Annotated in this window: 20 protein-coding genes; 14 read left to right on the top strand and 6 right to left on the bottom strand. The window is 66.5% G+C overall.

Features of this window, described 5'->3' with window-relative positions; all coding sequences use genetic code 11:
* Positions 1–42: 42 nt before the first annotated feature.
* Genes RR42_RS35965 through RR42_RS35955 form a run of 3 tightly spaced genes read left to right on the top strand, consistent with a single transcriptional unit; the run spans position 43 to position 3,535 of the window.
* The gene (locus tag RR42_RS35965; protein ID WP_052495200.1) at positions 43–402 is read left to right on the top strand and encodes a DUF3613 domain-containing protein; all 360 of its coding nucleotides are present in this window, start codon (positions 43–45) and stop codon (positions 400–402) included.
* A complete protein-coding gene (locus tag RR42_RS35960) occupies positions 399–2,126 on the top strand; it encodes a TadG family pilus assembly protein (protein ID WP_043357073.1) in 1,728 nt (575 codons plus the stop codon). The genes RR42_RS35965 and RR42_RS35960 overlap by 4 nt, the downstream gene beginning before the upstream one ends.
* 38 nt (positions 2,127–2,164) lie before the next feature.
* The gene (locus tag RR42_RS35955; RefSeq protein WP_043357071.1) at positions 2,165–3,535 is read left to right on the top strand and encodes a sigma-54-dependent Fis family transcriptional regulator; all 1,371 of its coding nucleotides are present in this window, start codon (positions 2,165–2,167) and stop codon (positions 3,533–3,535) included.
* A 34-nt stretch (positions 3,536–3,569) separates the two neighbouring features.
* On the opposite strand, the gene RR42_RS35950 is transcribed toward RR42_RS35955, so the two are convergent.
* Positions 3,570–3,896, bottom strand: coding sequence for a hypothetical protein (locus tag RR42_RS35950; RefSeq protein ID WP_043357069.1), 327 nt, complete (start codon positions 3,894–3,896; stop codon positions 3,570–3,572).
* Positions 3,897–3,973: 77 nt separating this feature from the next.
* Complete coding sequence (locus RR42_RS35945) at positions 3,974–4,858, bottom strand: helix-turn-helix domain-containing protein (RefSeq protein ID WP_043357067.1); 885 nt, start codon at positions 4,856–4,858, stop codon at positions 3,974–3,976.
* Between the two features lie 384 nt (positions 4,859–5,242).
* Between RR42_RS35945 and RR42_RS35940 the strand changes: the two genes are divergently transcribed.
* The 8 genes from RR42_RS35940 (at position 5,243) to RR42_RS35905 (ending at position 15,924) form a co-directional block, all read left to right on the top strand.
* Positions 5,243–6,232: a Bug family tripartite tricarboxylate transporter substrate binding protein gene (locus tag RR42_RS35940; protein WP_082055240.1), complete on the top strand. Its 990-nt coding sequence runs from the start codon at positions 5,243–5,245 to the stop codon at positions 6,230–6,232.
* Between the two features lie 322 nt (positions 6,233–6,554).
* Positions 6,555–7,700: an exonuclease SbcCD subunit D gene (locus RR42_RS35935; protein ID WP_043357065.1), complete on the top strand. Its 1,146-nt coding sequence runs from the start codon at positions 6,555–6,557 to the stop codon at positions 7,698–7,700.
* Positions 7,697–10,774 carry an AAA family ATPase gene (locus RR42_RS35930; protein ID WP_043357063.1) on the top strand — a complete coding sequence of 1,026 codons (3,078 nt, stop codon included), beginning with the start codon at positions 7,697–7,699 and terminating at the stop codon, positions 10,772–10,774. The genes RR42_RS35935 and RR42_RS35930 overlap by 4 nt, the downstream gene beginning before the upstream one ends.
* 395 nt (positions 10,775–11,169) lie before the next feature.
* Complete coding sequence (locus RR42_RS35925) at positions 11,170–11,853, top strand: 3-oxoacid CoA-transferase subunit A (protein WP_043357062.1); 684 nt, start codon at positions 11,170–11,172, stop codon at positions 11,851–11,853.
* Positions 11,854–11,873: 20 nt separating this feature from the next.
* Positions 11,874–12,521, top strand: a complete 648-nt coding sequence (locus tag RR42_RS35920; RefSeq protein ID WP_043357060.1) for a 3-oxoacid CoA-transferase subunit B — start codon at positions 11,874–11,876, stop codon at positions 12,519–12,521.
* A gap of 100 nt (positions 12,522–12,621) precedes the next feature.
* On the top strand, positions 12,622–13,824 hold the full coding sequence (pcaF, locus tag RR42_RS35915; protein ID WP_043357059.1) for a 3-oxoadipyl-CoA thiolase: 1,203 nt from the start codon (positions 12,622–12,624) through the stop codon (positions 13,822–13,824).
* 223 nt (positions 13,825–14,047) lie between these two features.
* Positions 14,048–14,779, top strand: a complete 732-nt coding sequence (locus RR42_RS35910; protein ID WP_043357057.1) for an SDR family NAD(P)-dependent oxidoreductase — start codon at positions 14,048–14,050, stop codon at positions 14,777–14,779.
* Positions 14,780–14,904: 125 nt separating this feature from the next.
* Positions 14,905–15,924, top strand: a complete 1,020-nt coding sequence (locus RR42_RS35905; RefSeq protein ID WP_043357055.1) for a Bug family tripartite tricarboxylate transporter substrate binding protein — start codon at positions 14,905–14,907, stop codon at positions 15,922–15,924.
* Positions 15,925–16,160: 236 nt separating this feature from the next.
* Here RR42_RS35905 and RR42_RS35900 read toward each other — a convergent pair whose 3' ends face one another.
* Positions 16,161–16,382, bottom strand: coding sequence for a hypothetical protein (locus tag RR42_RS35900; RefSeq protein WP_043357053.1), 222 nt, complete (start codon positions 16,380–16,382; stop codon positions 16,161–16,163).
* Between the two features lie 311 nt (positions 16,383–16,693).
* Here RR42_RS35900 and RR42_RS35895 point away from each other — a divergent pair, with 311 nt between their 5' ends.
* Entirely contained in the window at positions 16,694–17,239 is a 546-nt protein-coding gene (locus RR42_RS35895) for a PadR family transcriptional regulator (RefSeq protein ID WP_043357051.1), read from the top strand.
* A 129-nt stretch (positions 17,240–17,368) separates the two neighbouring features.
* Here the strand turns inward: RR42_RS35895 and RR42_RS35890 are convergent, their stop codons facing one another.
* Together RR42_RS35890 and RR42_RS35885 are read right to left on the bottom strand one after the other, a co-directional pair.
* The gene (locus tag RR42_RS35890; protein WP_043357050.1) at positions 17,369–18,370 is read right to left on the bottom strand and encodes an NAD(P)H-dependent flavin oxidoreductase; all 1,002 of its coding nucleotides are present in this window, start codon (positions 18,368–18,370) and stop codon (positions 17,369–17,371) included.
* 60 nt (positions 18,371–18,430) lie between these two features.
* Complete coding sequence (locus tag RR42_RS35885) at positions 18,431–18,811, bottom strand: nuclear transport factor 2 family protein (RefSeq protein WP_419188927.1); 381 nt, start codon at positions 18,809–18,811, stop codon at positions 18,431–18,433.
* Positions 18,812–19,196: 385 nt separating this feature from the next.
* Here RR42_RS35885 and RR42_RS35880 point away from each other — a divergent pair, with 385 nt between their 5' ends.
* Together RR42_RS35880 and galE are read left to right on the top strand one after the other, a co-directional pair.
* The gene (locus RR42_RS35880) at positions 19,197–20,225 is read left to right on the top strand and encodes a tyrosine-type recombinase/integrase (RefSeq protein WP_052495199.1); all 1,029 of its coding nucleotides are present in this window, start codon (positions 19,197–19,199) and stop codon (positions 20,223–20,225) included.
* A 195-nt stretch (positions 20,226–20,420) separates the two neighbouring features.
* Positions 20,421–21,440, top strand: coding sequence for a UDP-glucose 4-epimerase GalE (gene galE / locus RR42_RS35875; protein WP_043357046.1), 1,020 nt, complete (start codon positions 20,421–20,423; stop codon positions 21,438–21,440).
* 65 nt (positions 21,441–21,505) lie between these two features.
* Here the strand turns inward: galE and RR42_RS35870 are convergent, their stop codons facing one another.
* Positions 21,506–21,811, bottom strand: coding sequence for an H-NS family nucleoid-associated regulatory protein (locus RR42_RS35870; RefSeq protein WP_043357044.1), 306 nt, complete (start codon positions 21,809–21,811; stop codon positions 21,506–21,508).
* Positions 21,812–21,862 lie beyond the last annotated feature (51 nt).

The following is a 21,862-nucleotide window of genomic DNA, read 5'->3' as shown; positions in this document are numbered from 1 at the left end:
TACCCGTTGTCCGCGCCGACGGCACCAACCCAGGAGATTTCCATGAACCAGACCGGAACAAGAAGCCTGCGTGGCCATGCCCGGCGCAGCGGACTGGCGCTTGTGATCGCCATGCTCGGGCTGGGCGCCTTCCCCGCCGGAGCCCAGACGGACGCGCCTGCAACCCCCTCGGCGCGACCGGCCCGGCAAGAGATTGGCCCGCATACCCGCGGCATCCTCGAGATCCAGCGCAGCGGCGCGCAGGCGGGCGAGCTGCAGGTGTTGCGTGGGGAGCAGGCTGCCCTGTCCTACCAGCGCTACATGGCGACGTTCACGTATCCGATCCCCGAGTTCTATACGGGCCAGGCGGGATCGAAAAATGGTTCCGGCGGTGGCGCAGGGCAGGGAGTGGCAGGCCGATGAGTCGCTGCTGCTCGCATCTCGTCGCTGGGCGCCGACGCGGGCAGCGCGGTGCCATCGGTGTGCTTGGCGCCCTGCTGCTGGCAACGGTTGCGATCGGTTCGCTGGTTTCGATCGATGTTGGCCATGTGTTCTACCGGCAGCGCCAGTTGCAAAAGATCGCCGACATGGCCGCGCTGGCCGGCGCGCAGCAGCTCAAGCAAGCCGCGGCTGCCGCCACCGTGTCGGCCAATGTGCTGAGCGCCACGCAGTCGGCGGGCACGCAGAATGACTACGCCGGCACCGCGACTGCCAATTGCAGCGCGGCGGGCAGCAGCGATGCCGATGGCATGCGGGTCTGCCTGGGCGTATGGGATCCGGCTTACAGCACCGGGAGCGACACCGTACGGCACTTCAACGCCGGCTACGACACCACCAAGCTATCGGCAAACGCGGTGCAGGTGGTCGTGACCCAGACCGTGCCGATCCTGTTCGTGATTCCCGGCAGCGCGTCGCGCCAGTTGCGCGCGGAGGCGATTGCCAATGCGAGTCCGCCGGTGGCGTCGTTTTCGGTAGGTAGCGGGTTGCTGGACGTCAATACCGGTAGCAGTGTGCTCGGCAGTTTGCTGGGGACTTCGGTGCAGCTGTCCGTTTTGGACTGGCAAGGCTTGCTCAACGCCAATGTCACGCTTGACCAGTTGCGCCTGAAGCTGGGTGTTGGCACCATTGACGACTTGCTGAAGACATCGCTGTCGATCCAGCAGTTCTATGCGCTCGTGCTGGGCGCGGCCGGCAAGGATTCGCTGCTGTCCACGGCGCTGGGCAGTCCGCCTACGCAACTTGGGTTGAGCGGGGTCAAGGCTAACGTGGGACTGGGCCAGTTGCTGAACCTGGGCGTGCTGGCGCCGGCGGCGTCGTCAGCGGCGGACGTGGCGCTGAACGTGGCGCAACTGCTGATGCTCGGGGCGCAGGTTGCCAATGGCAATTCGGCGATCCAGGTGAATGTGCCTAATCTCAGCGTGCCCGGCCTTACCAGTATCGGCGCCAAGCTCTATGTCGTGCAGCCACCCGTGATGGCAGTGGGCCCCGCGCGCCAGCTGAGTCCCGGAGTCTGGCAGACTTCCGCGCACACGGCCCAGGTGGGGTTGCGACTCGATGCCGGAATCAGTATTGATGTGGCCAGCTTGGCCGGCGTTGGCATCAACGTGCCACTCTACGTTGAAGTCGCGGCGGCCACGGCCTCATTGCAGGGCATTCAGTGCGCGGCCGCAAAGGCGGATTGCCGTGCCACATTGGGGGTGAACACAGGCTTGGTCAAGGCATGCCTTGCCGCAGCCTCCGGCAGCGGCTGCGCGTCGGGCCCTGTCACCTTGGTCAACACCGGGATTAGTCTTCTCGGTACGGGGGTGAGCATCATCGCCAGCGGCAGTGCGCGAACCGGCGCGGTCAGCGTCAACAGTTCGACTGTCAGCATGGCACCAGGCACAACGACTCGGGTCGGGACACCCCAACCACTCACAGGGGTCCTGGTCGATGTTGTGGGTAACCTGAACCTGACGGTCGCCGTCAAGGTACTCTGGCTCGACCTATTGAACGTCCCATTGCCGCTAGCTGGTCTGCTTACGCCCTTGTTCTCTGCTTTGGACAGCGTGCTTGGCCCGCTCCTAGGCGCACTAGGCATCCAGCTAGGCTACGCCGACATCTGGATGCAAGGAATCGACTGCAACAACGCCGAGCTGGTGTTCTGAGCCATGCAGCAGGCTAATCGCTATACGGCGGAAGACAGATGAAGACAGATCGCTGGGCTTACGAGAGCCTTGAAGTTTATGTATGGGAAGGCAAGTCTGACATTGCCGACCGGGTGGCGCGTTTCCTGTCGCCGCTTGGGGTGGACGTGATCCGCGCCGGCGCGCTGGAGGCCTTGCCCGCGGAGCCGCGGCTAAAGCCGTGCGTGGCAGTCATCAGTGTCTCGGTGATCGGCGCGGCGAAGTTCACCGCGCTGGACTGGGAGGCGGCCCACGGCATGCCCGTGGTGTGGGTGGCGGCGCCGGGGCGCGAGACCGATCCGGGGCGCTTTCCCGCGGAGTACGCGCATATCCTGGCCGACGATTTCACGGGGCCTGACCTGCGCAACCAGATCGGCAAGCTGCTGCCGCAATTGCTGGCGGCGGCTGAGCCGGCGAACGCGGTGGCGGATCTGGTGGCGGAGTCGCCCGCCATGCAGCAGTTCCTGTCGCAGGTGGAGACCTTCGCGGATTTCGGCAGCAACGTGATGCTGTATGGCGAGACCGGCGCGGGCAAGGAGCGGATCGCGCAGCGCTTTCACGAGCGCAACAACATTTATGGCAAGGGACCGTTCGTTGCCGTGAATTGCGGAGCGATTCCCGATGGCTTGTTCGAGTCGCAGTTCTTCGGTCATGCCAAGGGCGCGTTTACCGGCGCCATGTTCGCGCACCGCGGCTTCTTCGAGCAGGCCAACGGCGGCACGCTGTTCCTGGATGAAATCGGTGACCTGCCGATGTTCCAGCAGGTCAAGCTGCTGCGCGTGCTGGAGGAGAGCGCGCTGACCCGGCTGGGCTCGACCATGCCGGTCAAGCTGGATTTCCGCCTGGTCGCGGCCACCAACAAGGATCTGCGCGAGGCCGTGTCGCAGGGCCGCTTCCGTGCGGACCTGTATTTCCGGCTGGCGGTGATCGAGCTGCGCCTGCCCAGCCTGGAGGAGCGGGGCGCCGTCGACAAGGTGGCGTTGCTGGTGTCGTTCCTCAAGCAGATGCTTGGGCAGTCAGGGCTGGACGCATTGCCGCCCGTGCCTGACTGGCTCAAGGGCGCGGTGGGCACGGCGTTCTTCACGGGGAATGTGCGCGAGCTGCGCAACCTGGCCGAGCGCATCGGCATTACCGTGCAGCAGACCGGGCATTGGGACGAGGCGCGGATCCGGCCTTTGTTCCGCAGCCTGCGCCCGGGTGCGTTCGACAGCAGCGAGCGCACGGCCGACTGGCGCGGCGAGACCGAGGAGCGCCGCCGCATCGTGGCCGCGCTGGATGCCAATAGCTGGCGGCGCCAGGATACGGCGGCCAGCCTGGGCATCAGCCGCAAGGTGCTGTGGGAGAAGATGCGCAAGTTCCAGATCGCCGACAACGAGGCCGAGCCGGCGTGAATTGGCCCCCGTCATGGCACGGGCGCGCTGCGCCTCAGAACGTCTTCTTGCCGCCCTGGTAAGCGCTGACGATGCGGTTCATTTCCGCCAGCAGCGCGGCGCTCTCGCCGTGCAGCGTGCGCGCGATGCCTTGCATGTAGCCGAGCAGTTCCTGCTTGGCGGCTTCGGCGAAGTCCATGGTCACTGCCTGGTCCTCGTACAGCAGCACGTACGAGCGGGCGAAGCCGTACAGCAGGAAGTAGGCCGCCGCGTGTGCGGGGTCGGCGTCGATCAGCTCGCGCGTGGCTTTCTTCACCGTCACGAAAGCGTCGGTGCCGGGGAGCGAATCCTGGAATTGCTGGAGGGTGGTTTCAAGCGTCATGGCGCAATATCGGTTAGTGAAAACGGGTTCGGTACGTCAAATGAAAAATGGCTGCATGGCGGGCGGATCGTGCCCGCTCATACGCTGTTCAACATGCGCCGCAGCAGCGCGGCGCCATCGCGCCCCTTGTAGGCGCGCTGCCATAGGTCATTGACCATGGTGGTGTAAAGCCGTACCGCCTCGGGCGCCGCGGTCACGGTGGCGATCCCGGTGGACACGTTGGGAAATTCGCCAAAACGAAACGGGCTGGTGGCCACATAAGCCTTGCCGGGCCGCTCGAAGACCTGGAAGGTCGCGTTGGGCATGCTGCCGTCGACGATGCCGATCTGCAGGCCGATGGGCTGCGCGTCGAGCAGGTCGATCACGCGTTCGATCTCGCGCCGGGCTGCCAGCGAGCGCTCCATGCGCACCGCGGGCGGCAGGTCCAGCCGTCCCACCAAGCCAAAATGCACGAAGCGCTCCAGCGAGCGCAGGTCGATCAGGCTGGTGATGGGCGGCACGCTGCGCGCGAACGATTGCTTGCGCTCTTCCAGCAGGTCCAGCAGGGCGTCGATGGTTGTGGCTGGCGCCGGCTGCGGGCTCTCCGCCAGCATCTGGCGCAGGTGGCCGGCGTAATCGGGCGAGGTCAGCAGGTAGGAGATCGGTTCGAAATGGGCCAGGATGCGCGTTGCGCCGTGCTCGAGCTGGCGCATGCGCTCGATATACGCCACGGCCGAGTAGTAGTACTCGGACTCGACCCCCAGCATGGACGCCAGCGACGTGCCGAGCAACTGGGCGAGACGGCCAAGGGTCTCGATCTTGACGATGTCGCCCTTCTCCATGCGATAGATCGCGGCCCGCGATACGCCGAGCTGTTCGGCGATGGCTTCCGCGCGCATCCCCGCGCCTAGACGGTACGCGCGCAGGCGATTGCCGATTTCAACGAAATCAACCATTGGGCCGGCAGCGATCGGAGCGTCCATCCTCGGGGAATCTCAAAAAGAAGACAAGGCCCATCCTAGCATGGGCCGTGGCCGGATGGCGAGGGATGGCGAGAGAAGCATCGTCTCGGAATGCCATGCTGCCGCGCATCTCCGCGTTCAAGGCATCCGTGCTTCCGGACGATCTACCCACGCCGGCCGGATGAACCGGATCATCCGCACTTTGTGCATCAATGTGCCTTTGATGCTGGATTGTGGTGCATGAAGAAACCATTAGTGCCCTCGGCAGTCTCGTAAACGAGACTTGGCTAGTTTTTTGGATGGCATGTATATTGCGATCCGCATCATGAGGCCGGCAACCCGCTGGTTTCCCGCGTCACGCTTGCCACACCAAAGGAGCGCCTAAGGCGCCAGAAAAGGAATCCGATGAAGAAGTCCCTCGCCACGGCGCTGTCCGCCGCCGTCACGATCGTCACTACCGCCACGCTGACCCTCGCCGTAGCGCCTGCCCAGGCGGCTGGTTATCCGGACCGGCCTATCACCATCGTCGTGCCCTACGCCGCCGGCGGCAGCAACGACCTGGTGGCGCGCGTGCTGAGCCAGCGCCTTGGCCAGGACCTGGGTGTATCGGTGGTGGTGGACAATGCGCCGGGCGCCAGCGGCACCATCGGCGCGCTCAAGACCATCAATGCGCCGGCCGACGGCTATACGTTGCTGCTGGGTTCCAACAGCGAAATCTCGATCGCCAAGCTGACCAACCCGAAGATCAAGTACGACGGCCAGCGGGATCTCGTGCCCTTGCGCATGGTGGGCTCGCAGCCCATGGTGCTGGTGTCCGGCGCGCATTCCGGCATTCAGGGCGTGGCGGGTTTCCTGGCGCTGGCCAAGAGCAAGAAGCCGGTGAACTATGGCACCTCGGGCATCGGCACGCCGCTGCATCTGTCGGGAGAGCTGATCCGCGGCGCCAGCAAGGTCGATATGACCCACGTGCCGTACAAGGGCGGCGCGCCGGCCATCGCCGACCTGATGGCAAACCAGATCGAGCTGGGCGTGCTGGTGCTGTCGACGGCGCTGCCGCAGATCAAGTCGGGCAAGCTGCAAGCGATTGGCGTGACCTCGGCCACGCGCTCGCATGCCGCGCCCAATATCCCGGCACTGGCGGAGAACAAGGTCCTGGCCAATGTGGACATGCGCCTGTGGTTTGGCTTGTTCGCGCCGGCCAACACGCCCAAGGCGGTGACCGACAAGCTGACGGACGCGCTGGCTCGCGCCATCAACGCGCCGGAAGTGAAGAGCAAGCTGACCGAATCGGGTGTCGACATCGATGCGAAGGACGCCGCCGCTTTCCGCAGCTTTATCGCCAAGGAAACCGAGTCGTACCGCAAGATCGTGAGCGAAGCCAATATCCAGGAATAACCCGGATTCCAGGCTTCCAGACGTCAGTGCGGCGATGCCCTGGTGCCTACGGCCCGGGCATCGCCGTTTTTGCGCTCGGATCTTGGCGGCCATTTCAGAAGGATGCTGGCGTCGTTGCGCGGCCTTGGCCGATCCACTTGTACTGTCTGCGGCCGCGCACCTGGCCAGCCCATTGTGCCGGAGGCGGTGCTTTTGCACTGGCTCGGCGCCTATGGTGGAGAGTGCCGGCTGAACCGAAGCTGAATGACGGCTGGGCAACGTTATGATGGCGCCTGCCGCCGCAGTCCGCTCCGGTCCGTCCATACACTGCTAGGGATTCACATTGCGTTTTCTTCACACTGCCGACTGGCATCTCGGGCGCGTATTCCACGCGCGCAGCCTGCTTGAAGACCAGGCCTGGATGCTTGACCAATTTGTTGCGCTGGTGCGCGAGCGCCGGCCGGATGCGGTGCTGATCGCCGGGGACGTGTATGACCGCGCGGTGCCGCCGCCCGAGGCCGTGGCGCTGCTGGACGACGTGCTGGCCCGCATCGTGGCGGATGCCGGCATTCCGGTGGTGATGATCGCGGGCAATCACGACAGCGCCCAGCGGCTTGGTTTCGGCGCGCGGCTGCTGACGGCGCAGGGTTTGCATGTGGCCGGCATCACCGAGCGCGATGCCACCTGCGTGACCTTGTCCGATGCCCATGGCGAAGTAAGGATCTACGCCTTGCCCTATGCCGAGCCCGCAACCGTGCGCGACGCCTTCGACATGGAGGTGCCAGGGCACGAGGCGGCGTTGGCGGCGCGCCTGGACGCGATCCGCGCCAGCCATCCGGCGCAGGCGCGTTCGGTGGTGGTGGCCCACGCTTTCGTGATCGGTGGCGAGGCCAGCGAATCCGAGCGGCCGCTGTCGGTTGGCGGCAGCGGCGCCGTTGCCGCCAGCGTGTTCGACGGCTTCGACCTGGTCGCGCTTGGCCACCTGCATCGCCCGCAGACCTTCGGCCAGCGCATCCACTACGCCGGCTCCTTGCTGAAGTACTCGCTGTCCGAAGTCACGCATGCCAAGTCGGTCTCGCTGATCGAACTGGCGGCCGATGGCGCGGTCAGCATCGAGCCGATCGCGCTGACGCCCCGGCGCGACCTGCGCATCGTCGAAGGGCAACTGGCCGATCTGCTGGCGCAAGGCGCGGCAGACCCGCGGCGCGATGACTACATCCACGCGGTGTTGACCGACAACGGCGCCTTGCTCGATCCGATGGCGCGCCTGCGCCAGGCTTATCCCAATGCGCTCGCCATCGAGCGCGCCGTGCTGGCGCGTTCGGGCGAGGCCGGGGCGGCAGGCCAGCGCCTGCGTCAGCTCGATACCGGCGAGCTGTTCGCCAACTTCTTCAAGGAGGTGGCGGACGAAGCGCTGGACGACGATAAGCGCCGCGTGCTCGACCAGGTGCTTGAGGGCATCGCCCGCGCCGACCGGGAGTCCGCATGAGACCGCTGCGCCTGAAACTGCAAGCCTTCGGCCCCTTTGCCGCCAGCGAGGAAATCGACTTCACCCGGCTAGGTGAGCGGGCATTCTTCCTGATCCACGGCCCCACCGGCGCGGGCAAGACCACCTTGCTCGACGCGATCTGCTTTGCGCTCTACGGTGACACCTCTGGCGGCGAGCGCAGCGCGCAGGACATGCGCAGCGCCAACGCCGATCCGGCCTTGCGCACGGAGGTGACGTTCGAGTTCAGCCTGGGTGGCCAGCGCTACCTGGCCACGCGTTCGCCTGCGCAGGAGCGGCCCAAGCTGCGTGGCGAGGGCACCGTCAAGGAAACGCCCAAGGCCCAGCTCGATGTCATGGGTGACGCGGGCTGGACCAGCAAGGCGAGCCAGCCCAACAAGGTCGATGACTTCGTGCGCAACCTGCTGGGCTTCGACAGCAGCCAGTTCCGCCAGGTGATCGTGCTGCCGCAGGGGCGCTTTCGCGAATTGCTCACGGCGGATTCCAAGAGCCGCCAGGCCATCCTCGAGCGGCTGTTCCACACCGAGCTGTACCGGCGCGTGGAGGAACTGCTCAAGGGGCAGGCGGCCGGCATCCGCCAGGAAGCCGAGCGCCTGCGCATCGAGCAGACGGCGTTGCTGCAGCAGTATCAGTTGGCGTCCGTGGACGCGCTGCGGGAGCAGGCTGCGGGGTTGCAGGCCCAGCTGGCCGAACTGCGGCAGCGCGATGTGGCCGCGCGCACCGCGCTGGAGGTGGCCACGCTGGCAACCAGGCAGGGCGAGCAGACGGATGCCCGCCTGCGGGAGCAGCGCGATACCGAGACGGCCCATGCCGCACTGATGGCGCAGCGGCCCGAGATGGAGGCGCAGCGCCAGCGCCTGCAGGCCGCACGCCGTGCCATGCAGGTGCAGCCGTTCGAGCAGCATCTGGGGCAGGCCGTGCAGGAACACCAGCAGGCGCAGCAAGCGCTGGCCGCGGCAAGCGCGCGGTCCGCCGCTTGCGCCGCGCTCTCGGCCACCGCCGCGGCGGGGCTTGAGGCCGAAGCGGCCCGTGCCGGCGAGCGCCAGGCAGCGCAAAAGCAGGTGACGGAGCTGGAGGCCATGTTGCCGCAGGCGCAGCGGCTCGGCGTGCTGCAGCAGGAGTTGGCGGCTGCAGCACGCCAGCAGGCGCAAGCGGGTGCGGCCCATGCCGGGGCGCTGCAGGCGCAGCAGCAAGTTACCGCCACGTTGCGCCAGGCTGAGGCCGGCCTGGCGCAGGCGCAGGAAGGCGCGCGCGGGCTGGAGACGATCCAGCTCAAGCTGGCCGGCCTGGCGCAGCAGGCAACCACGCTCGACAAATACGCCGCCACGCTGGCGCAATGCGAACAAGCGGGCCGGCAGGCCGACGTCGACCAGCGCGCCGCGCGGCAAGCCGCCACGCAGCAGGCGGCAAGCCTGGCGCGCCTGCGCGAGACGGAGCAGGCCTGGCGGGCCGGGCAAGCCGCGCGGCTGGCGGCCGGCTTGCAGGATGGCCAGGCGTGCGCTGTCTGCGGGAGCACGGCGCACCCGCGACTGGCGCAGCACGTCGATGCACTGGTCAGCGACGAGGCCCTGGACCTGGCCCGCGAGGCCGCGCGGCTTGCCGACCAGGCGGCGCAGGGCGCGGCCAGCCGTGCGCAGGGCGCGCTGCTGGCCGCCACGCACCGGCAGGAACAATTGGATGAACTGCGCGAAGCGGCGGGAGCGGTGGGCATGCCCGAGGGCGCCGCGCAAGACCCGGCGGCGGCCAGGCAGCAGCTCGCCGGCGCCATCCAGGCGCTGCGCCAGCAGCAACAGGCGGCACAGGCGGCCGCCGGCCGCTGCCAACTTCTGGCCACGGAAGTCGAGCGGCAGCAAGCCGCCCTCACGGCAGCCGAGGCGGCCATTCGTGCCGCCGACGCCGCAGCGCAGGATGCAGGCCAGCGTCACGCCAAGCTCCAGGGCGAATGGCAGGCTGCCAGCGCGCAGGTGCCGCCGGACCGGCGCGAGCCGGAGCGGCTGACCGCTGCGCTGGCACAGGCGCGCCGGGACCTTGCCGCGCGCGAAGCCGCGCTGGCCGCCGCGCAGGCAGCTGACAAGCAGGCCGGCGTGGGGCTGGCGGCAGCCCTGGCCGCGCAAGCCGCCGCGCAAGCGAGCCTCGCCACCCACGCAACGCGGCAGACGCAGGCGGACACCGCCTTCGCGAGCGCGCTGGAGCAAGCTGGCTTTGTCAGCCGCGAGGCCTACGCCGAGGCGCGCATGCCGGGCGCGCAGATGGAGCAGGCCGAAGCCCAGGTCAATCGCTTCGACCTCGACCTGGCCGCTGCCGGCGATCGCCGTGAGCGCGCCGCCATCGCCGCGCGCGATCTTGCCCCGCCGGATCTTGCCGCGCTGCGCCAGGCGCAGGCGGACGCCGCCGGCGCGCTCGAGGCCCTGGTCCGGCAGCAGGCCGACCTGCACCGCAGCCGCGAGAACCTGCTGCAATGCCAGCAGCGGCTGGATGCCTTGGCCAGCAAGGGCGCGGACATCGAGCGCAGCTACGCCGTGCTTGGCCGCCTGGCCGAAGTGGCCAACGGCAACAATCCGCGCCGCATGACATTCCAGCGCTTCGTGCTGGCCACCTTGCTCGACGAGGTGCTGGAAGCTGCCTCGCTGCGGTTGATGCGCATGAGCCGCAACCGGTATGAACTGCAGCGCGTGCGCCAGCAGGGCGACCAGCGCACCGCCGGCGGCCTGGACCTGGAGGTGTTCGACCACGACACCGGCATGGCGCGCCCGGCCAATACCTTGTCCGGTGGCGAGGGCTTCCTGGCCTCGCTCTCGCTCGCGCTGGGGCTGGCCGATGTGGTGCAGTCGCGCGCGGGCGGGATCCAGCTCGATACCTTGTTTGTCGACGAAGGCTTCGGCACGCTCGATCCCGAGAGCCTGGACTTTGCCATCCGCACCCTGATCGACCTGCAGCACGCCGGGCGGCTAGTGGGCATCATTTCCCACGTGGCCGAGCTGCGCGAGCGCATCGATGTGCGGCTGGAGATCCGGGCGGGGGCCGGCGGCAGCCGGGCGGAGCTGCAATTGCCGTAGCGGCCCGGAACCACCTCAGCGGGGCCTGAAGAGCGTAAGCTGTCCGATGTTCCGGGCCGCCGCGGCCCCGTTGGCAAGCTAGCTTTCAACTGCCCTACGGTTGTGGCCGGCTAACGCACAAGCGATTTGCCGGCGCCTTGACCACCCGCGGACAGGGGGTGTAACCTGTTCATTCTGCGAATTGAAGTTCGCAATTAGAACAAACCACAACAACAAGAAAAACCAAAGTCTGTTGGATTCGTTTCCGGCGGTGCGCCTTTTGCAAGCGGAGGGCACCCAAGCCGGATGGCTCTTCCGGCAGGACTGTCCGGAGACAGCGTTTGCGCGCCGCCTGATTTCCCTCCTTGGCGGCCGGTTCCGGATAGTTCGTCCGGACTCTCGGAACTGGAACGCAAGTGATCAACAAGCTATTCGACTCGGTGGAATCGGCCATGGCCGATATCCAGGACGGCGCCACCATCCTGATCGGTGGCTTCGGCATGGCAGGCATGCCGGCGGAGCTCATCGATGCCCTCATCGCCCAGGGCGCCCGCGACCTCACCATCGTCAACAACAACGCCGGCAATGGCGACACTGGCCTGGCCGCGCTGCTCAAGACCGAGCGCGTGCGCAAGATCATCTGCTCCTTCCCGCGCCAGGCCGACTCCTACGTCTTTGATTCGCTCTACCACGCCGGCAAGATCGAGCTGGAACTGGTGCCGCAGGGCAACCTGGCCGAGCGCATCCGCGCCGCCGGCGCCGGCATCGGCGGCTTCTTCACCCGCACCGCCTATGGCACGCCGCTGGCCGAGGGCAAGGAAACCCGCATCATCGACGGCCAGGGCTACGTCTACGAGACGCCCATCCATGCCGACTTCGCCCTGATCAAGGCGCTGCGCGCCGACCGCTGGGGCAACCTGACCTACCGCAAGACCGCGCGCAACTTCGGCCCGATCATGGCGATGGCCGCCAAATGCCCCATCGTGCAGGTCAGCGAGATCGTCGAACTCGGCGAGCTGGACCCGGAACACATCGTGACCCCGGGGTTGTTCGTCAAGCGCGTCGTCAAGGTCGACGGCGCCAGCCAGGCCGCTGCCTGAGCGCCAAGGAGATCCAGAATATGCAACGCCTGACCCGCGATCAGATGGCCGCCCGCGTGGCCAAAGACATTCCCGACGGTGCCGTGGTCAATCTCGGCATCGGCCTGCCCACCCTGGTTGGCAATCACCTGCCAGCCGACCGTGAAATCCTGCTGCACAGCGAGAACGGCCTGCTCGGCATGGGCAAGGCCCCCCCCGCCGGCGAAGAAGACGGCGACCTGATCAACGCCGGCAAGCAGCCGGTCACGATCAAGCCGGGCGGCTCGTATTTCCACCATGCCGACTCCTTCGCCATGATGCGCGGCGGCCACCTCGATTTTTGCGTGCTGGGGGCTTTCCAGGTCTCGGTGAAGGGCGACCTGGCCAACTGGCATACCGGCGCGCCGGGCGCGATTCCCGCTGTGGGCGGCGCGATGGACCTGGCGATCGGCGCCAAGGAGGTGTTCGTGATGATGGAACACCAGACCAAGCAGGGCGAGAGCAAGATCGTGGCGGAATGCACGTATCCGCTGACCGGCATGACCTGCGTCACGCGCATCTATACCGATCTGGCGACCATCGACGTCACGCCCGACGGGCTGGTGGCGCGCGACCTGGTCGAAGGCCTGTCCTTCGACGAACTGCAACGCCTGACCGGCGTGCCGCTCAAGCAGGGCGCTTCTGCCTGACTACCCGAGTGTTGGCCTGACCGGTGGGGCCAGCCCCGGCGAGCACGCTTCCAAGCTTCCCGTTTTCACGATCACGAACAAGCAAGAGAGAGAGACAACCATGACCGAAGCCTTCATCTGCGACGCCATCCGTACCCCCATCGGCCGCTACGCCGGCAGCCTGTCCGGCGTGCGCCCGGACGACCTGGGCGCGGTGCCGCTCAAGGCCCTGATGGCACGCAACCCGAACCTGGACTGGTCCGCCATTGACGACGTGATCTACGGCAATGCCAACCAGGCCGGCGAAGACAACCGGAACGTAGCGCGTATGTCGCTGCTGCTGGCCGGCTTGCCGCAAAGCGTGCCGGGCGCCACCATCAACCGCCTGTGCGGTTCGGGCATGGACGCTACCGGCACCGCCGCGCGCGCGATCAAGTCAGGCGAAGCCGGCCTGATGCTCGCCGGCGGCGTGGAAAGCATGAGCCGCGCCCCGTTCGTGATGGGCAAGGCCACCAGCGCCTTCTCGCGCGATGCGCAGATTTTCGACACCACCATCGGCTGGCGCTTCATCAACCCGGCGATGCGCGCGGCTTACGGCGTGGACTCGATGCCCGAGACCGCCGAGAACGTCGCCACCGACTACAAGATCAGCCGTGAAGACCAGGACCTGATGGCCCTGCGCAGCCAGGAAAAGGCATCGCGCGCGCAAGCCGACGGCACGCTGGCGCAGGAAATCACCGCGGTCACGATCGCCCAGAAGAAGGGCGATCCGCTGGTGGTGGAGCGCGACGAGCACCCGCGTGCCACCAGCATGGAAGCACTGGGCAAGCTGCGCGGCGTGGTTCGCGCCGATGGCACCGTGACCGCCGGCAATGCCTCGGGCGTGAATGACGGCGCCTGCGCCATCCTGCTCGCCAGCGAAGCCGCGGCCCGCCAGCACGGCCTGACGCCCAAGGCTCGCATCGTTGGCATGGCAACCGCTGGCGTGGCGCCGCGCGTGATGGGCATCGGCCCGGCACCGGCTTCGCAAAAGCTGCTCAAGCAGCTCGGCATGACCATCGACCAGATGGACGTGATCGAGCTGAACGAAGCGTTCGCCGCGCAAGGCCTGGCCGTGCTGCGCGAACTCGGCGTGGCCGACGACGACGCACGCGTCAACCCGAATGGCGGCGCGATCGCACTGGGCCACCCGCTCGGCATGAGCGGCGCCCGCCTGGTCACCACCGCCATGTACCAACTGCACCGCACCGGCGGCCGCTACGCGCTGTGCACGATGTGCATTGGCGTGGGCCAGGGCATCGCCATGGTGATCGAGCGCGTCTGATCGTCAGCTGCCTGACCGTTTGACGCCCGGGCGCCCGCGGGTTTCGGCTCGCGGGCGCCGTGCGCTAAAGAATGCCGCGCGGCTGCCGTTAGTACCCGGTGGAAGTGCAGGCTGACGAAGTTTTCCAACGCAAAGAAGCAGCGCGACAGGGCCGACTGGCTCGCCGGCTCTCGTCGCATCCTCTTCAGCATGACCCGGTGCCTCTTGCCGGTCGGAGTATGTGATGTCTCTTCCCGTTGCCACGCTCGTTACCGGCGCCAGTTCCGGTATCGGCCGCGCCATCAGCGAAATGCTGCTGGCCGATGGCGTGACCCAGGTGGTCAATGTCGACTATGTCGCCCCCGCCTGGTCCCATCCCAACATGACGTTTGTCCAGGCTGACCTGACCAATGCCGACGCGACCCGCGCCGCGGCCGAGCAGGTGACCTCGCGCTTTGCCGTGACCCGGCTGGTCAACAATGCCGGCGCCACCCGCCCCGGCACGGCCGACACGGCGCGCGTCGAAGACCTGGACTACGTGGTTGGCCTGCACTTGCAAGCCACCCTGCTGCTGACCCAGGCCTGCCTGCCCGCGATGCGCGCGGCACGCTTTGGCCGCATCGTGAACATGGCTTCGCGCGCGGCGCTGGGCAAGCCGGAACGCGTGGTGTATTCCGCCACCAAGGCCGGCCTGATCGGCATGACGCGCACGCTCGCGATGGAACTCGGCGGCGACGGCATCACGGTCAATGCCGTGGCGCCTGGCCCGATTGCTACCGACCTGTTCCGCAAGAGCAACCCCGAAGGCAGCGAGCAGACCAAGCGGATCCTCGCCAGCATCGCGGTCAAGCGCATGGGCACCCCGGAAGACGTGGCTCGCGCCTCGATGTTCTTCCTGTCGCCGGAGAATGGCTTCGTGACCGGCCAGGTGCTTTATGTGTGCGGTGGCACCACCCTCGGCGTCGCACCCGTGTAGTCCCGCGGCACGACCGGTGCAAAACGCGCACCCGTCATCACGCCGCAGCATTTAGTCCGTAGAAAACAAAAAAAGATGGCCCGCGCCACAAGCGCGGGCTTACAGCGATTTATCCTGGAGCAAACATGAAATCCCATTCCCAAGCTCGCACCCCGCACAACAGCGCGCGCCGTCGCCTGCTGGCTGCCGGTGTGGCATTGGCCGCCACCTTCGGCGGCATGACCAGCGCGGCCTACGCACAAGGCAACTATCCGACCAAGCCGATCACCATGATCGTGCCGTTCTCGGCCGGCGGCACCACCGACATCCTGGCGCGCATCGTCGGCCTGCAGCTGGGCAAGGCGCTCGGCCAACCGGTGGTGATCGACAACCGTCCGGGCGCGGGCGGCAACATCGGCGCATCGATCGCGGCCAAGGCGCCGGGCGATGGCTACACCCTGTTCATGGGCACCATCGGTACCCACGCCATCAACCAGTCGCTTTATTCCAAGCTGCCGTTCGATCCGGTCAAGGATTTCGCGCCGATCTCGCGCGTGGCGATGGTACCGAACATCGTGGTGGTGAACCCCAAGGTGCCGGTCAACAACATCAAGGAACTGATCGCCTACGTCAAGGCCAACCCGGACAAGCTGTCGTACGGTTCGTCGGGCAGCGGCTCGTCGATGCACCTGTCGGGCGAGTTGTTCAACTCGATGACCGGCCTGCATATCCAGCACATCCCGTACAAGGGCAGCGCCCCGGCGGTCAACGACCTGCTGGGTAACCAGATCGGCTTGATGTTCGACAACATGCCGTCGTCGTACCCGCACGTGAAGGCCGGCAAGCTGCGCGCCATCGCCGTGACTTCGGCCAAGCGCTCGCCGGCACTGCCGAACGTGCCGACCGTGGCCGAATCCGGCGTGCCGGGCTATGAGGCGACGTCCTGGTTTGCGCTGTACGCCACCGGCGGCACGCCGCAGCCGATCGTCGACCGCCTGAATGCGGAAGTGGTGAAGATCCTGGCCATGCCGGAAGTGAAGAAGCAGATGGCCGACCAGGGTGCGGAGCCGCATCCCGAGAAGCCGGCCGAACTGGCCGCTTTCATGAAGACCGAGACCGCCAAGTGGGCCAAGGTGGTGAAGGCTTCGGGCGCCACGGTGGACTGATCGATCCCAGCCCGGTCGCCCTGGCCCGGACTTCTGGCCCGGGCCGATGACAGTAAAAAGGCCGGCCCTTCGGGGCCGGCCTTTTTACGTGGGCGCGCTTGACGTGTGAGCGCGCACAGGACAGAAAAAAGCCCGCGGTAGCTTGCGGGCCCAATCCTGGCCCACACACAGGGCAGGAGGAGACAGGGGGAAACATTGGCAGGAGACGGTGCACGGCGCACGCCGCGCATCAGCCGTCAGGCCAGGCTGTACTTGACAACCTGTTCTTCCACGCCCACAAAGCGCACCAGCTGGCGCAAGCCGCTGGCGTACTCCTTGATATGGTGCCCGTCCGGCGTATCCGGCAGGCGGTAGTACACGGGCATCGTTGTCGCCGGCGCGGGCTGGCTGGTGGCTTGGGGCCCATCGGCCTCCCACGGGACATCCCGGTCTTCGGCGAAATCTGTTCGTCCTGGCATGGACCACTCCTGGTGAATGACTGGCATGGCTGTGCCGTGGCCGAGAACCGGCAACAGGCATGCGGAATGACTATGTCTGCAAATGTATTGCACCCTGCCGAAAAATGCTATTTAGCATTTTTTAGATCTGCATCAGCGTTGTCGTCGCCTTGTCATTTTTCGTGTGTCCAACCGCCGGAAACTGGCGGTATCCGTGGGCAGCAGTCCTGGCGGGGCCTGGCTTTGCGCTACCATAGGCGCTCGCCACCCAAAGCCATGGCGGCTGCCATATGCCGCCACCGGGCGACCGGCCTCCACGTCACGCTTCCCGCATGTCCGTTCAGCACGCACTCCTGACTTCCCTTCTGGAAAAACCGTCTTCCGGCTACGAGCTGGCTCGCCGCTTCGACCGCTCCATCGGCTATTTCTGGCATGCCACGCACCAGCAGATCTATCGGGAGCTGGGCCGCATGGCCGAGCACGGCTGGATTGCCGCGGACGAGGGGGAGGGTGACGCCAGGAACCGCAAGAAGGTCTACTTCGTGCTGCCGCCAGGACGCGACGAACTGGCACGCTGGGTGCTGGCGCCTACGGCCGGCCTGGACGTGCGCGATGAAATCCTGGTGAAGCTGCGTGCCGATGCTGTCGTAGGCCCGCTCGGGCTGAGGCCGGAGATGACGCGGCTGATCGGCCTGCACCGCGAGCGGCTCGAGACCTATCGCCAGATCGAGCAGCGCGATTTCTTCGCCGCGCAGCCCACGCGCGCGCAACAGGTGCAGCACGCCCTGCTCAAGCGCGGCATCCGGTATGAAGAGGATTGGGTATCGTGGGCCGAGGAATTGCTGCCGCTGCTGGATAAGCAGGACGACGCGGCCTGAAGTCGCGCCGGGCGATCACGCCCGGCCGACGGGAAATGCGTGGAAATGCGTGGAAACGGGTGGCAATAGAGGCGGCGCACAGGTGGCCAGGCGCTGCGGCGCGCTGGCCACCGTCCGTCAACAACGCGCTCAGGCCAGGTCGGCCGCCGTTGCGCCATTGGCGTAAGCCGCTGCCGGGGCCAGCCCGAGGCGGCGGCGCGCCAGCGCGTATTCCTCGGCGAAGCGGCGCACCAGCTCGGCGGCGGGCACTACGCGCTTGATCGCGCCCACGCCCTGGCCAGCGCCCCAGATGTCTTTCCAGGCCTTGGCGCTGCCCGAACCGAAGTTCATCTTGGACGGATCCGATTGCGGCAGCGCTTCCGGGTCGAGCCCGGCATTGACGATGCTCTGGCGCAGGTAGTTGCCGTGCACGCCGGTAAAGAGGTTCGAATAGACGATGTCCGACGCGGTGCTGTCGACGATCATCTGCTTGTAGCCCGCTTGCGCGTTGGCCTCTTCGGTGGCGATAAAGGCCGAGCCCACATAGGCCAGGTCGGCGCCCGCGGCCAGCGCCGCGAGGATACCGTCGCCGCTGGCGATGGCGCCCGACAGCAGCAGCGGGCCGTCGAACCATTCCCGGATTTCATGCAGCAGCGCAAACGGCGACAGCACGCCGGCGTGGCCGCCCGCGCCCGAGGCGACCGCGATCAGGCCGTCGGCGCCCTTCTCGATGGCCTTGCGTGCGAAGGCGTTGTTGATGATGTCGTGCAGCACGATGCCGCCATAGGAGTGCACGGCATCGTTGACTTCCTTGCGCGCGCCCAGCGAGGTGATGACGATAGGCACCTTGTAGCGCACGCACAGTTCCAGGTCGTGATCGAGCCGGTCATTGGACTTGTGCACGATCTGGTTGACCGCGAACGGTGCCGACGGGCGGTCCGGATGCTTGGCGTCGTGCTCGGCCAGCTCGGTGGTGATGCGGTCCAGCCAGTCGTTGAGCACCGGGCCAGGGCGCGCATTGAGCGCCGGGAAGGAGCCGACCACGCCGGCCTTGCACTGGGCGATCACCAGGTCGGGGTTGGAGATGATGAACAGCGGCGAGCAAACCACCGGCAGCGAAAGTCGGTTCTGGAGAATGGCGGGAAGTGACATGGCGTTTCTGCGAGAGTGAATACAGTGGACCGGATAGGAATACGGGAAACGGTGAGGCGCTCAGGCGCTGGCGCCCTGCAGCACGGATTTCTGGCTGGCGAGCCGGGCGCCCATGGCGGCGGCGAGCGCGTCCAGGCCGCTCTTCGGGCGGACCATGACTTCGAAATCGTCGATCTTGCCCGCGTCGTTAAAACGGATCATGTCGATGGCCTTGACGGATTTGCCATCGACCGTCGCGCTGAACTCCAGCACCACGCTGCGCCCGTCGTCGCTGACAAATGTGCGGTGGTAGCGGAAGTCCTGGAACACCTGGTTGACGGATTCCAGCACCATGCGCAGGGCAACGCGGCCCGGGTACGCCGTGTGGGCGACGGGCGAGTGAAAAACCACTTCATCCGCCACGATGCTGTCCAGGTCGGACATGGAATGGGTGGCGATCATGCGGTGCCAGATGGCTAGCGAGGCCTGCGCTGCCGCTGACAAGGTTGCTTGGGTCACGGTGTCTCCTCCGGTTGGGCCGAGGGCGTGGGAGTCGCCCGTTGCGGCACGCTGCGCAACGCTTGCCCGCGACCCCTCAGGGACTGCGGCAGCGGCGGCTTACACATCGCTATGCAACCAGTTGCATAGCGATGTGTGAAAGGTAGCAGCAGACGACGCCAAATGCAATGGCCTGTCGTTGCGAGGGCAGGAACCGGCGCGTACCGGATCGCCGGATGAGGCCCGCCCTTGCCTGGGCAGCGGTCAAACGAACTCCGAATTTTGTGGCGATTTGTCTACAATAGCAGCATTGCCGAAAACCAATGCAGGAGCGCGAGTGAGTACTGACATGAGCGCCAACGGGCCATCCCCCGACCTGTTCGATGCGGACCTGGAGGCCTGGCGCAAGCAGCCCGAGCGAGCCTTCGATGGCTGGCTGGCCAGCCACGGCTTTCGCCATGGCACGGCTGTGGTGTACCGCGCGATGTGGGGCAAGCTCTTGCGCTGGTCGGGCGAGCGCGGCTTGGCGCCGCTGTCCTGGTCGGCGGAGCAGATCGGGGCCTTCCTCGATGAGCAGGATCTGCACAAGCATCACCGTTACCGCTACACGCGGCTGATCGAGCGTGTCTTCCACCATCTGTCGCTATTGCAGGACGGCTTGCACAACCCGGCCAGCCAGGCGGTGCGCGCTCACCTCGCCGAGGGCGAGAACGATCCGACCGCCTTTCTGCTGCCCGCCGAGCGCGATACCCTGATTGCCCGCGTGCTGGCACCGGCGGCCCAGGCGACCGGGCAGGACGGCGCCGCGCTGTCGGCCACCCAATGGAAGCGCGCCCGCGATACCGCACTGGTGGCCGTGTTGCTGGGCGCCGGCCTGAAAGTGGGCGAAGCGCGTGGCCTGGGCATCGACAGCATCGCCGAGGATGCCGCCAGGCTGCGTTTGGTCCGCGCCGACAACGGCCGCGCGTACGAGGCGCCGGTCTTTGCCTTCGCCCGGGCGGCGCTGCTGGCCTGGCTGGAAATCCGCTCCCGTACCGGCACGCTGGGCAATCTGGTGTTCCCGGCCATGCCAAGCGGGCGGCACTTGCACGCGGCCTCGTTATACCGCCGCGTGGAGATCCTGCTCGACGAGGCTGGCGTGCTGGCGGGGCGCAGCGAGCGCGCGTCGCCGCAGACGCTTCGCAATACCTGCGGCGCACTGCATTTCGAGGCCGGAGCTGGCCCGACCCAGGTGGCGCAGTATCTTGGCATGCGCGACCTGGAGTCTGGCTGGCGCTTGCGTGCGGCGTTTGAGGCCTGGCAGGCACGTGTCGGCCTGAAACCGGCGCAAGGCGGTGCCGGTGACACAGGCACGTCAGATGTGGCCTGCTATGCTTAGCCGTCCTCTTTCAATCTCTTTCAATCTGTCTCGACCGGTTTCGATCCGATGCGGGCAACCCCGGCTGGGCTTGGCTGCGGCCCGCCAGGGCAGCGGCGCGACATCGCAGCCTGAAGCATGGATTTCGCTTGTTGCACCGTGCGCGCTGTCCTGGCGTCCGTTACGTCTCTTTTCACAACTATTTGATGAATCGCTATGTCTGAAACCTTGCTGCTCACGGGAGCTACCGGTTATATCGCCTCGCACACCTGGGTCGCCTTGCTCGAGGCCGGCTATCACGTGATCGGCCTGGATAATCTCTGCAACAGCAATCGCGCCGTGGTCGAGCGGCTTGCGCAGATTACCGGCCAGCGCCCGCATTTTGTCGAAGGCGACGTGCGGGACCGCGCTTTGCTGGACCGTTTGTTCGCCGAACACCGGATCTCGGGCGCGATTCATTTCGCGGCACTCAAGGCGGTAGGGGAATCGGTCAGCAAACCGCTGGATTATTACGACAATAATCTCAATGGCCTGCTCACCCTCTGCTCGGTCATGAACACGGCCGGCGTGAAGCAGCTGGTGTTCAGCTCTTCCGCCACCGTTTATGGCAATCCGCATACGGTGCCGATCCTGGAGGACTTTCCGCTGTCGGCGACCAATCCGTATGGCCAGACCAAGCTGATGAGCGAGCAGATCCTGCGTGACCTGGAGCTGTCGGACCCCGCCTGGCGAATCGCCTACCTGCGCTATTTCAACCCGGTGGGCGCGCACGAAAGCGGGCTGATCGGTGAGGACCCGGGTGGCGTGCCGAACAACCTGATGCCTTATGTGGCGCAAGTCGCCGGCGGGCGCCGCGAGAAACTGCAGGTGCACGGCGGCGACTATCCCACGGTCGACGGCACCGGTGTACGCGATTACATCCACGTCTGCGATCTGGCAGCCGGCCACCTTGCGGCCCTGGTCTACCTGCGTGACCAGCAGCAGTGTCTGACGGTCAATCTCGGCACGGGCCGGGGCTACAGCGTGCTGGAAGTGGTCGCGGCCTACCAGCGCGCCAGCGGGCGCCCGGTGCCCTACGTGATCGGGGACCGCCGCCCTGGCGATATCGCTTCGTGCTACGCCGATCCCGCGTTGGCGCAAAAGCTGATCGGCTGGCGCGCGCAGCACGACATCGATCGCATGTGCGAGGATTCCTGGCGCTGGCAGTCGATGAACCCGCTGGGGTTTGCCGGCTAAGCTGCCTGGCCGGACGCGCGGGCACGCAGGCAAGCCGGGCGCCATGCCCGGCCTTGCGCCCGGCTTTAGCGAATCAGGAAGTCCTCGATGGTCTTGCCCGCGGCCAGGGCCTGGGTCAGCCAGCCCGGACGCTTGCCGCGGCCAGTCCAGGTATTGCCTGCACTGTCGCGATAGCGAACCGGTACCTTGCGGGTCGCCTTCTTGCCGGCGGCGGGCTTGGTGCCGAAGCCCAGGTCGTCCGCGGTCAGTCCATATTGGTCGATTTTCTGGCGAATATCGGCGATGACGGAAGCCTGCTCGCGGGCCTTGATTTCCTCGGCCTGCTTTTGGAGTTCGCTGATTTTCTGAACAATTTCCTGATAAGTCGCCATTACGAGCCTCGATTTACTGGGTGAGCGTGATGAATCGGATGAATTATAACG

Origin of the sequence: Cupriavidus basilensis (assembly GCF_000832305.1) — a bacterium.
Classification (GTDB): Bacteria; Pseudomonadota; Gammaproteobacteria; order Burkholderiales; family Burkholderiaceae; genus Cupriavidus; species Cupriavidus basilensis_F.
This window is presented reverse-complemented; position numbering and strand designations above follow the sequence as displayed.

What these genes read in the sequence shown, in the direction of transcription:
- RR42_RS35950 (WP_043357069.1), bottom strand. Translation starts at nt 3,896, where the DNA reads ATGACGCTTGAAACCACCCTCCAGCAATTCCAGGATTCGCTCCCCGGC.
- galE (WP_043357046.1), top strand. Translation starts at nt 20,421, where the DNA reads ATGTCTGAAACCTTGCTGCTCACGGGAGCTACCGGTTATATCGCCTCG.
- RR42_RS35955 (WP_043357071.1), top strand. Translation starts at nt 2,165, where the DNA reads ATGAAGACAGATCGCTGGGCTTACGAGAGCCTTGAAGTTTATGTATGG.
- RR42_RS35930 (WP_043357063.1), top strand. Translation starts at nt 7,697, where the DNA reads ATGAGACCGCTGCGCCTGAAACTGCAAGCCTTCGGCCCCTTTGCCGCC.
- RR42_RS35920 (WP_043357060.1), top strand. Translation starts at nt 11,874, where the DNA reads ATGCAACGCCTGACCCGCGATCAGATGGCCGCCCGCGTGGCCAAAGAC.
- pcaF (WP_043357059.1), top strand. Translation starts at nt 12,622, where the DNA reads ATGACCGAAGCCTTCATCTGCGACGCCATCCGTACCCCCATCGGCCGC.
- RR42_RS35910 (WP_043357057.1), top strand. Translation starts at nt 14,048, where the DNA reads ATGTCTCTTCCCGTTGCCACGCTCGTTACCGGCGCCAGTTCCGGTATC.
- RR42_RS35895 (WP_043357051.1), top strand. Translation starts at nt 16,694, where the DNA reads ATGTCCGTTCAGCACGCACTCCTGACTTCCCTTCTGGAAAAACCGTCT.
- RR42_RS35880 (WP_052495199.1), top strand. Translation starts at nt 19,197, where the DNA reads ATGAGCGCCAACGGGCCATCCCCCGACCTGTTCGATGCGGACCTGGAG.
- RR42_RS35870 (WP_043357044.1), bottom strand. Translation starts at nt 21,811, where the DNA reads ATGGCGACTTATCAGGAAATTGTTCAGAAAATCAGCGAACTCCAAAAG.
- RR42_RS35960 (WP_043357073.1), top strand. Translation starts at nt 399, where the DNA reads ATGAGTCGCTGCTGCTCGCATCTCGTCGCTGGGCGCCGACGCGGGCAG.
- RR42_RS35905 (WP_043357055.1), top strand. Translation starts at nt 14,905, where the DNA reads ATGAAATCCCATTCCCAAGCTCGCACCCCGCACAACAGCGCGCGCCGT.
- RR42_RS35940 (WP_082055240.1), top strand. Translation starts at nt 5,243, where the DNA reads ATGAAGAAGTCCCTCGCCACGGCGCTGTCCGCCGCCGTCACGATCGTC.
- RR42_RS35965 (WP_052495200.1), top strand. Translation starts at nt 43, where the DNA reads ATGAACCAGACCGGAACAAGAAGCCTGCGTGGCCATGCCCGGCGCAGC.
- RR42_RS35900 (WP_043357053.1), bottom strand. Translation starts at nt 16,382, where the DNA reads ATGCCAGGACGAACAGATTTCGCCGAAGACCGGGATGTCCCGTGGGAG.
- RR42_RS35885 (WP_419188927.1), bottom strand. Translation starts at nt 18,811, where the DNA reads ATGATCGCCACCCATTCCATGTCCGACCTGGACAGCATCGTGGCGGAT.
- RR42_RS35890 (WP_043357050.1), bottom strand. Translation starts at nt 18,370, where the DNA reads ATGTCACTTCCCGCCATTCTCCAGAACCGACTTTCGCTGCCGGTGGTT.
- RR42_RS35945 (WP_043357067.1), bottom strand. Translation starts at nt 4,858, where the DNA reads ATGGACGCTCCGATCGCTGCCGGCCCAATGGTTGATTTCGTTGAAATC.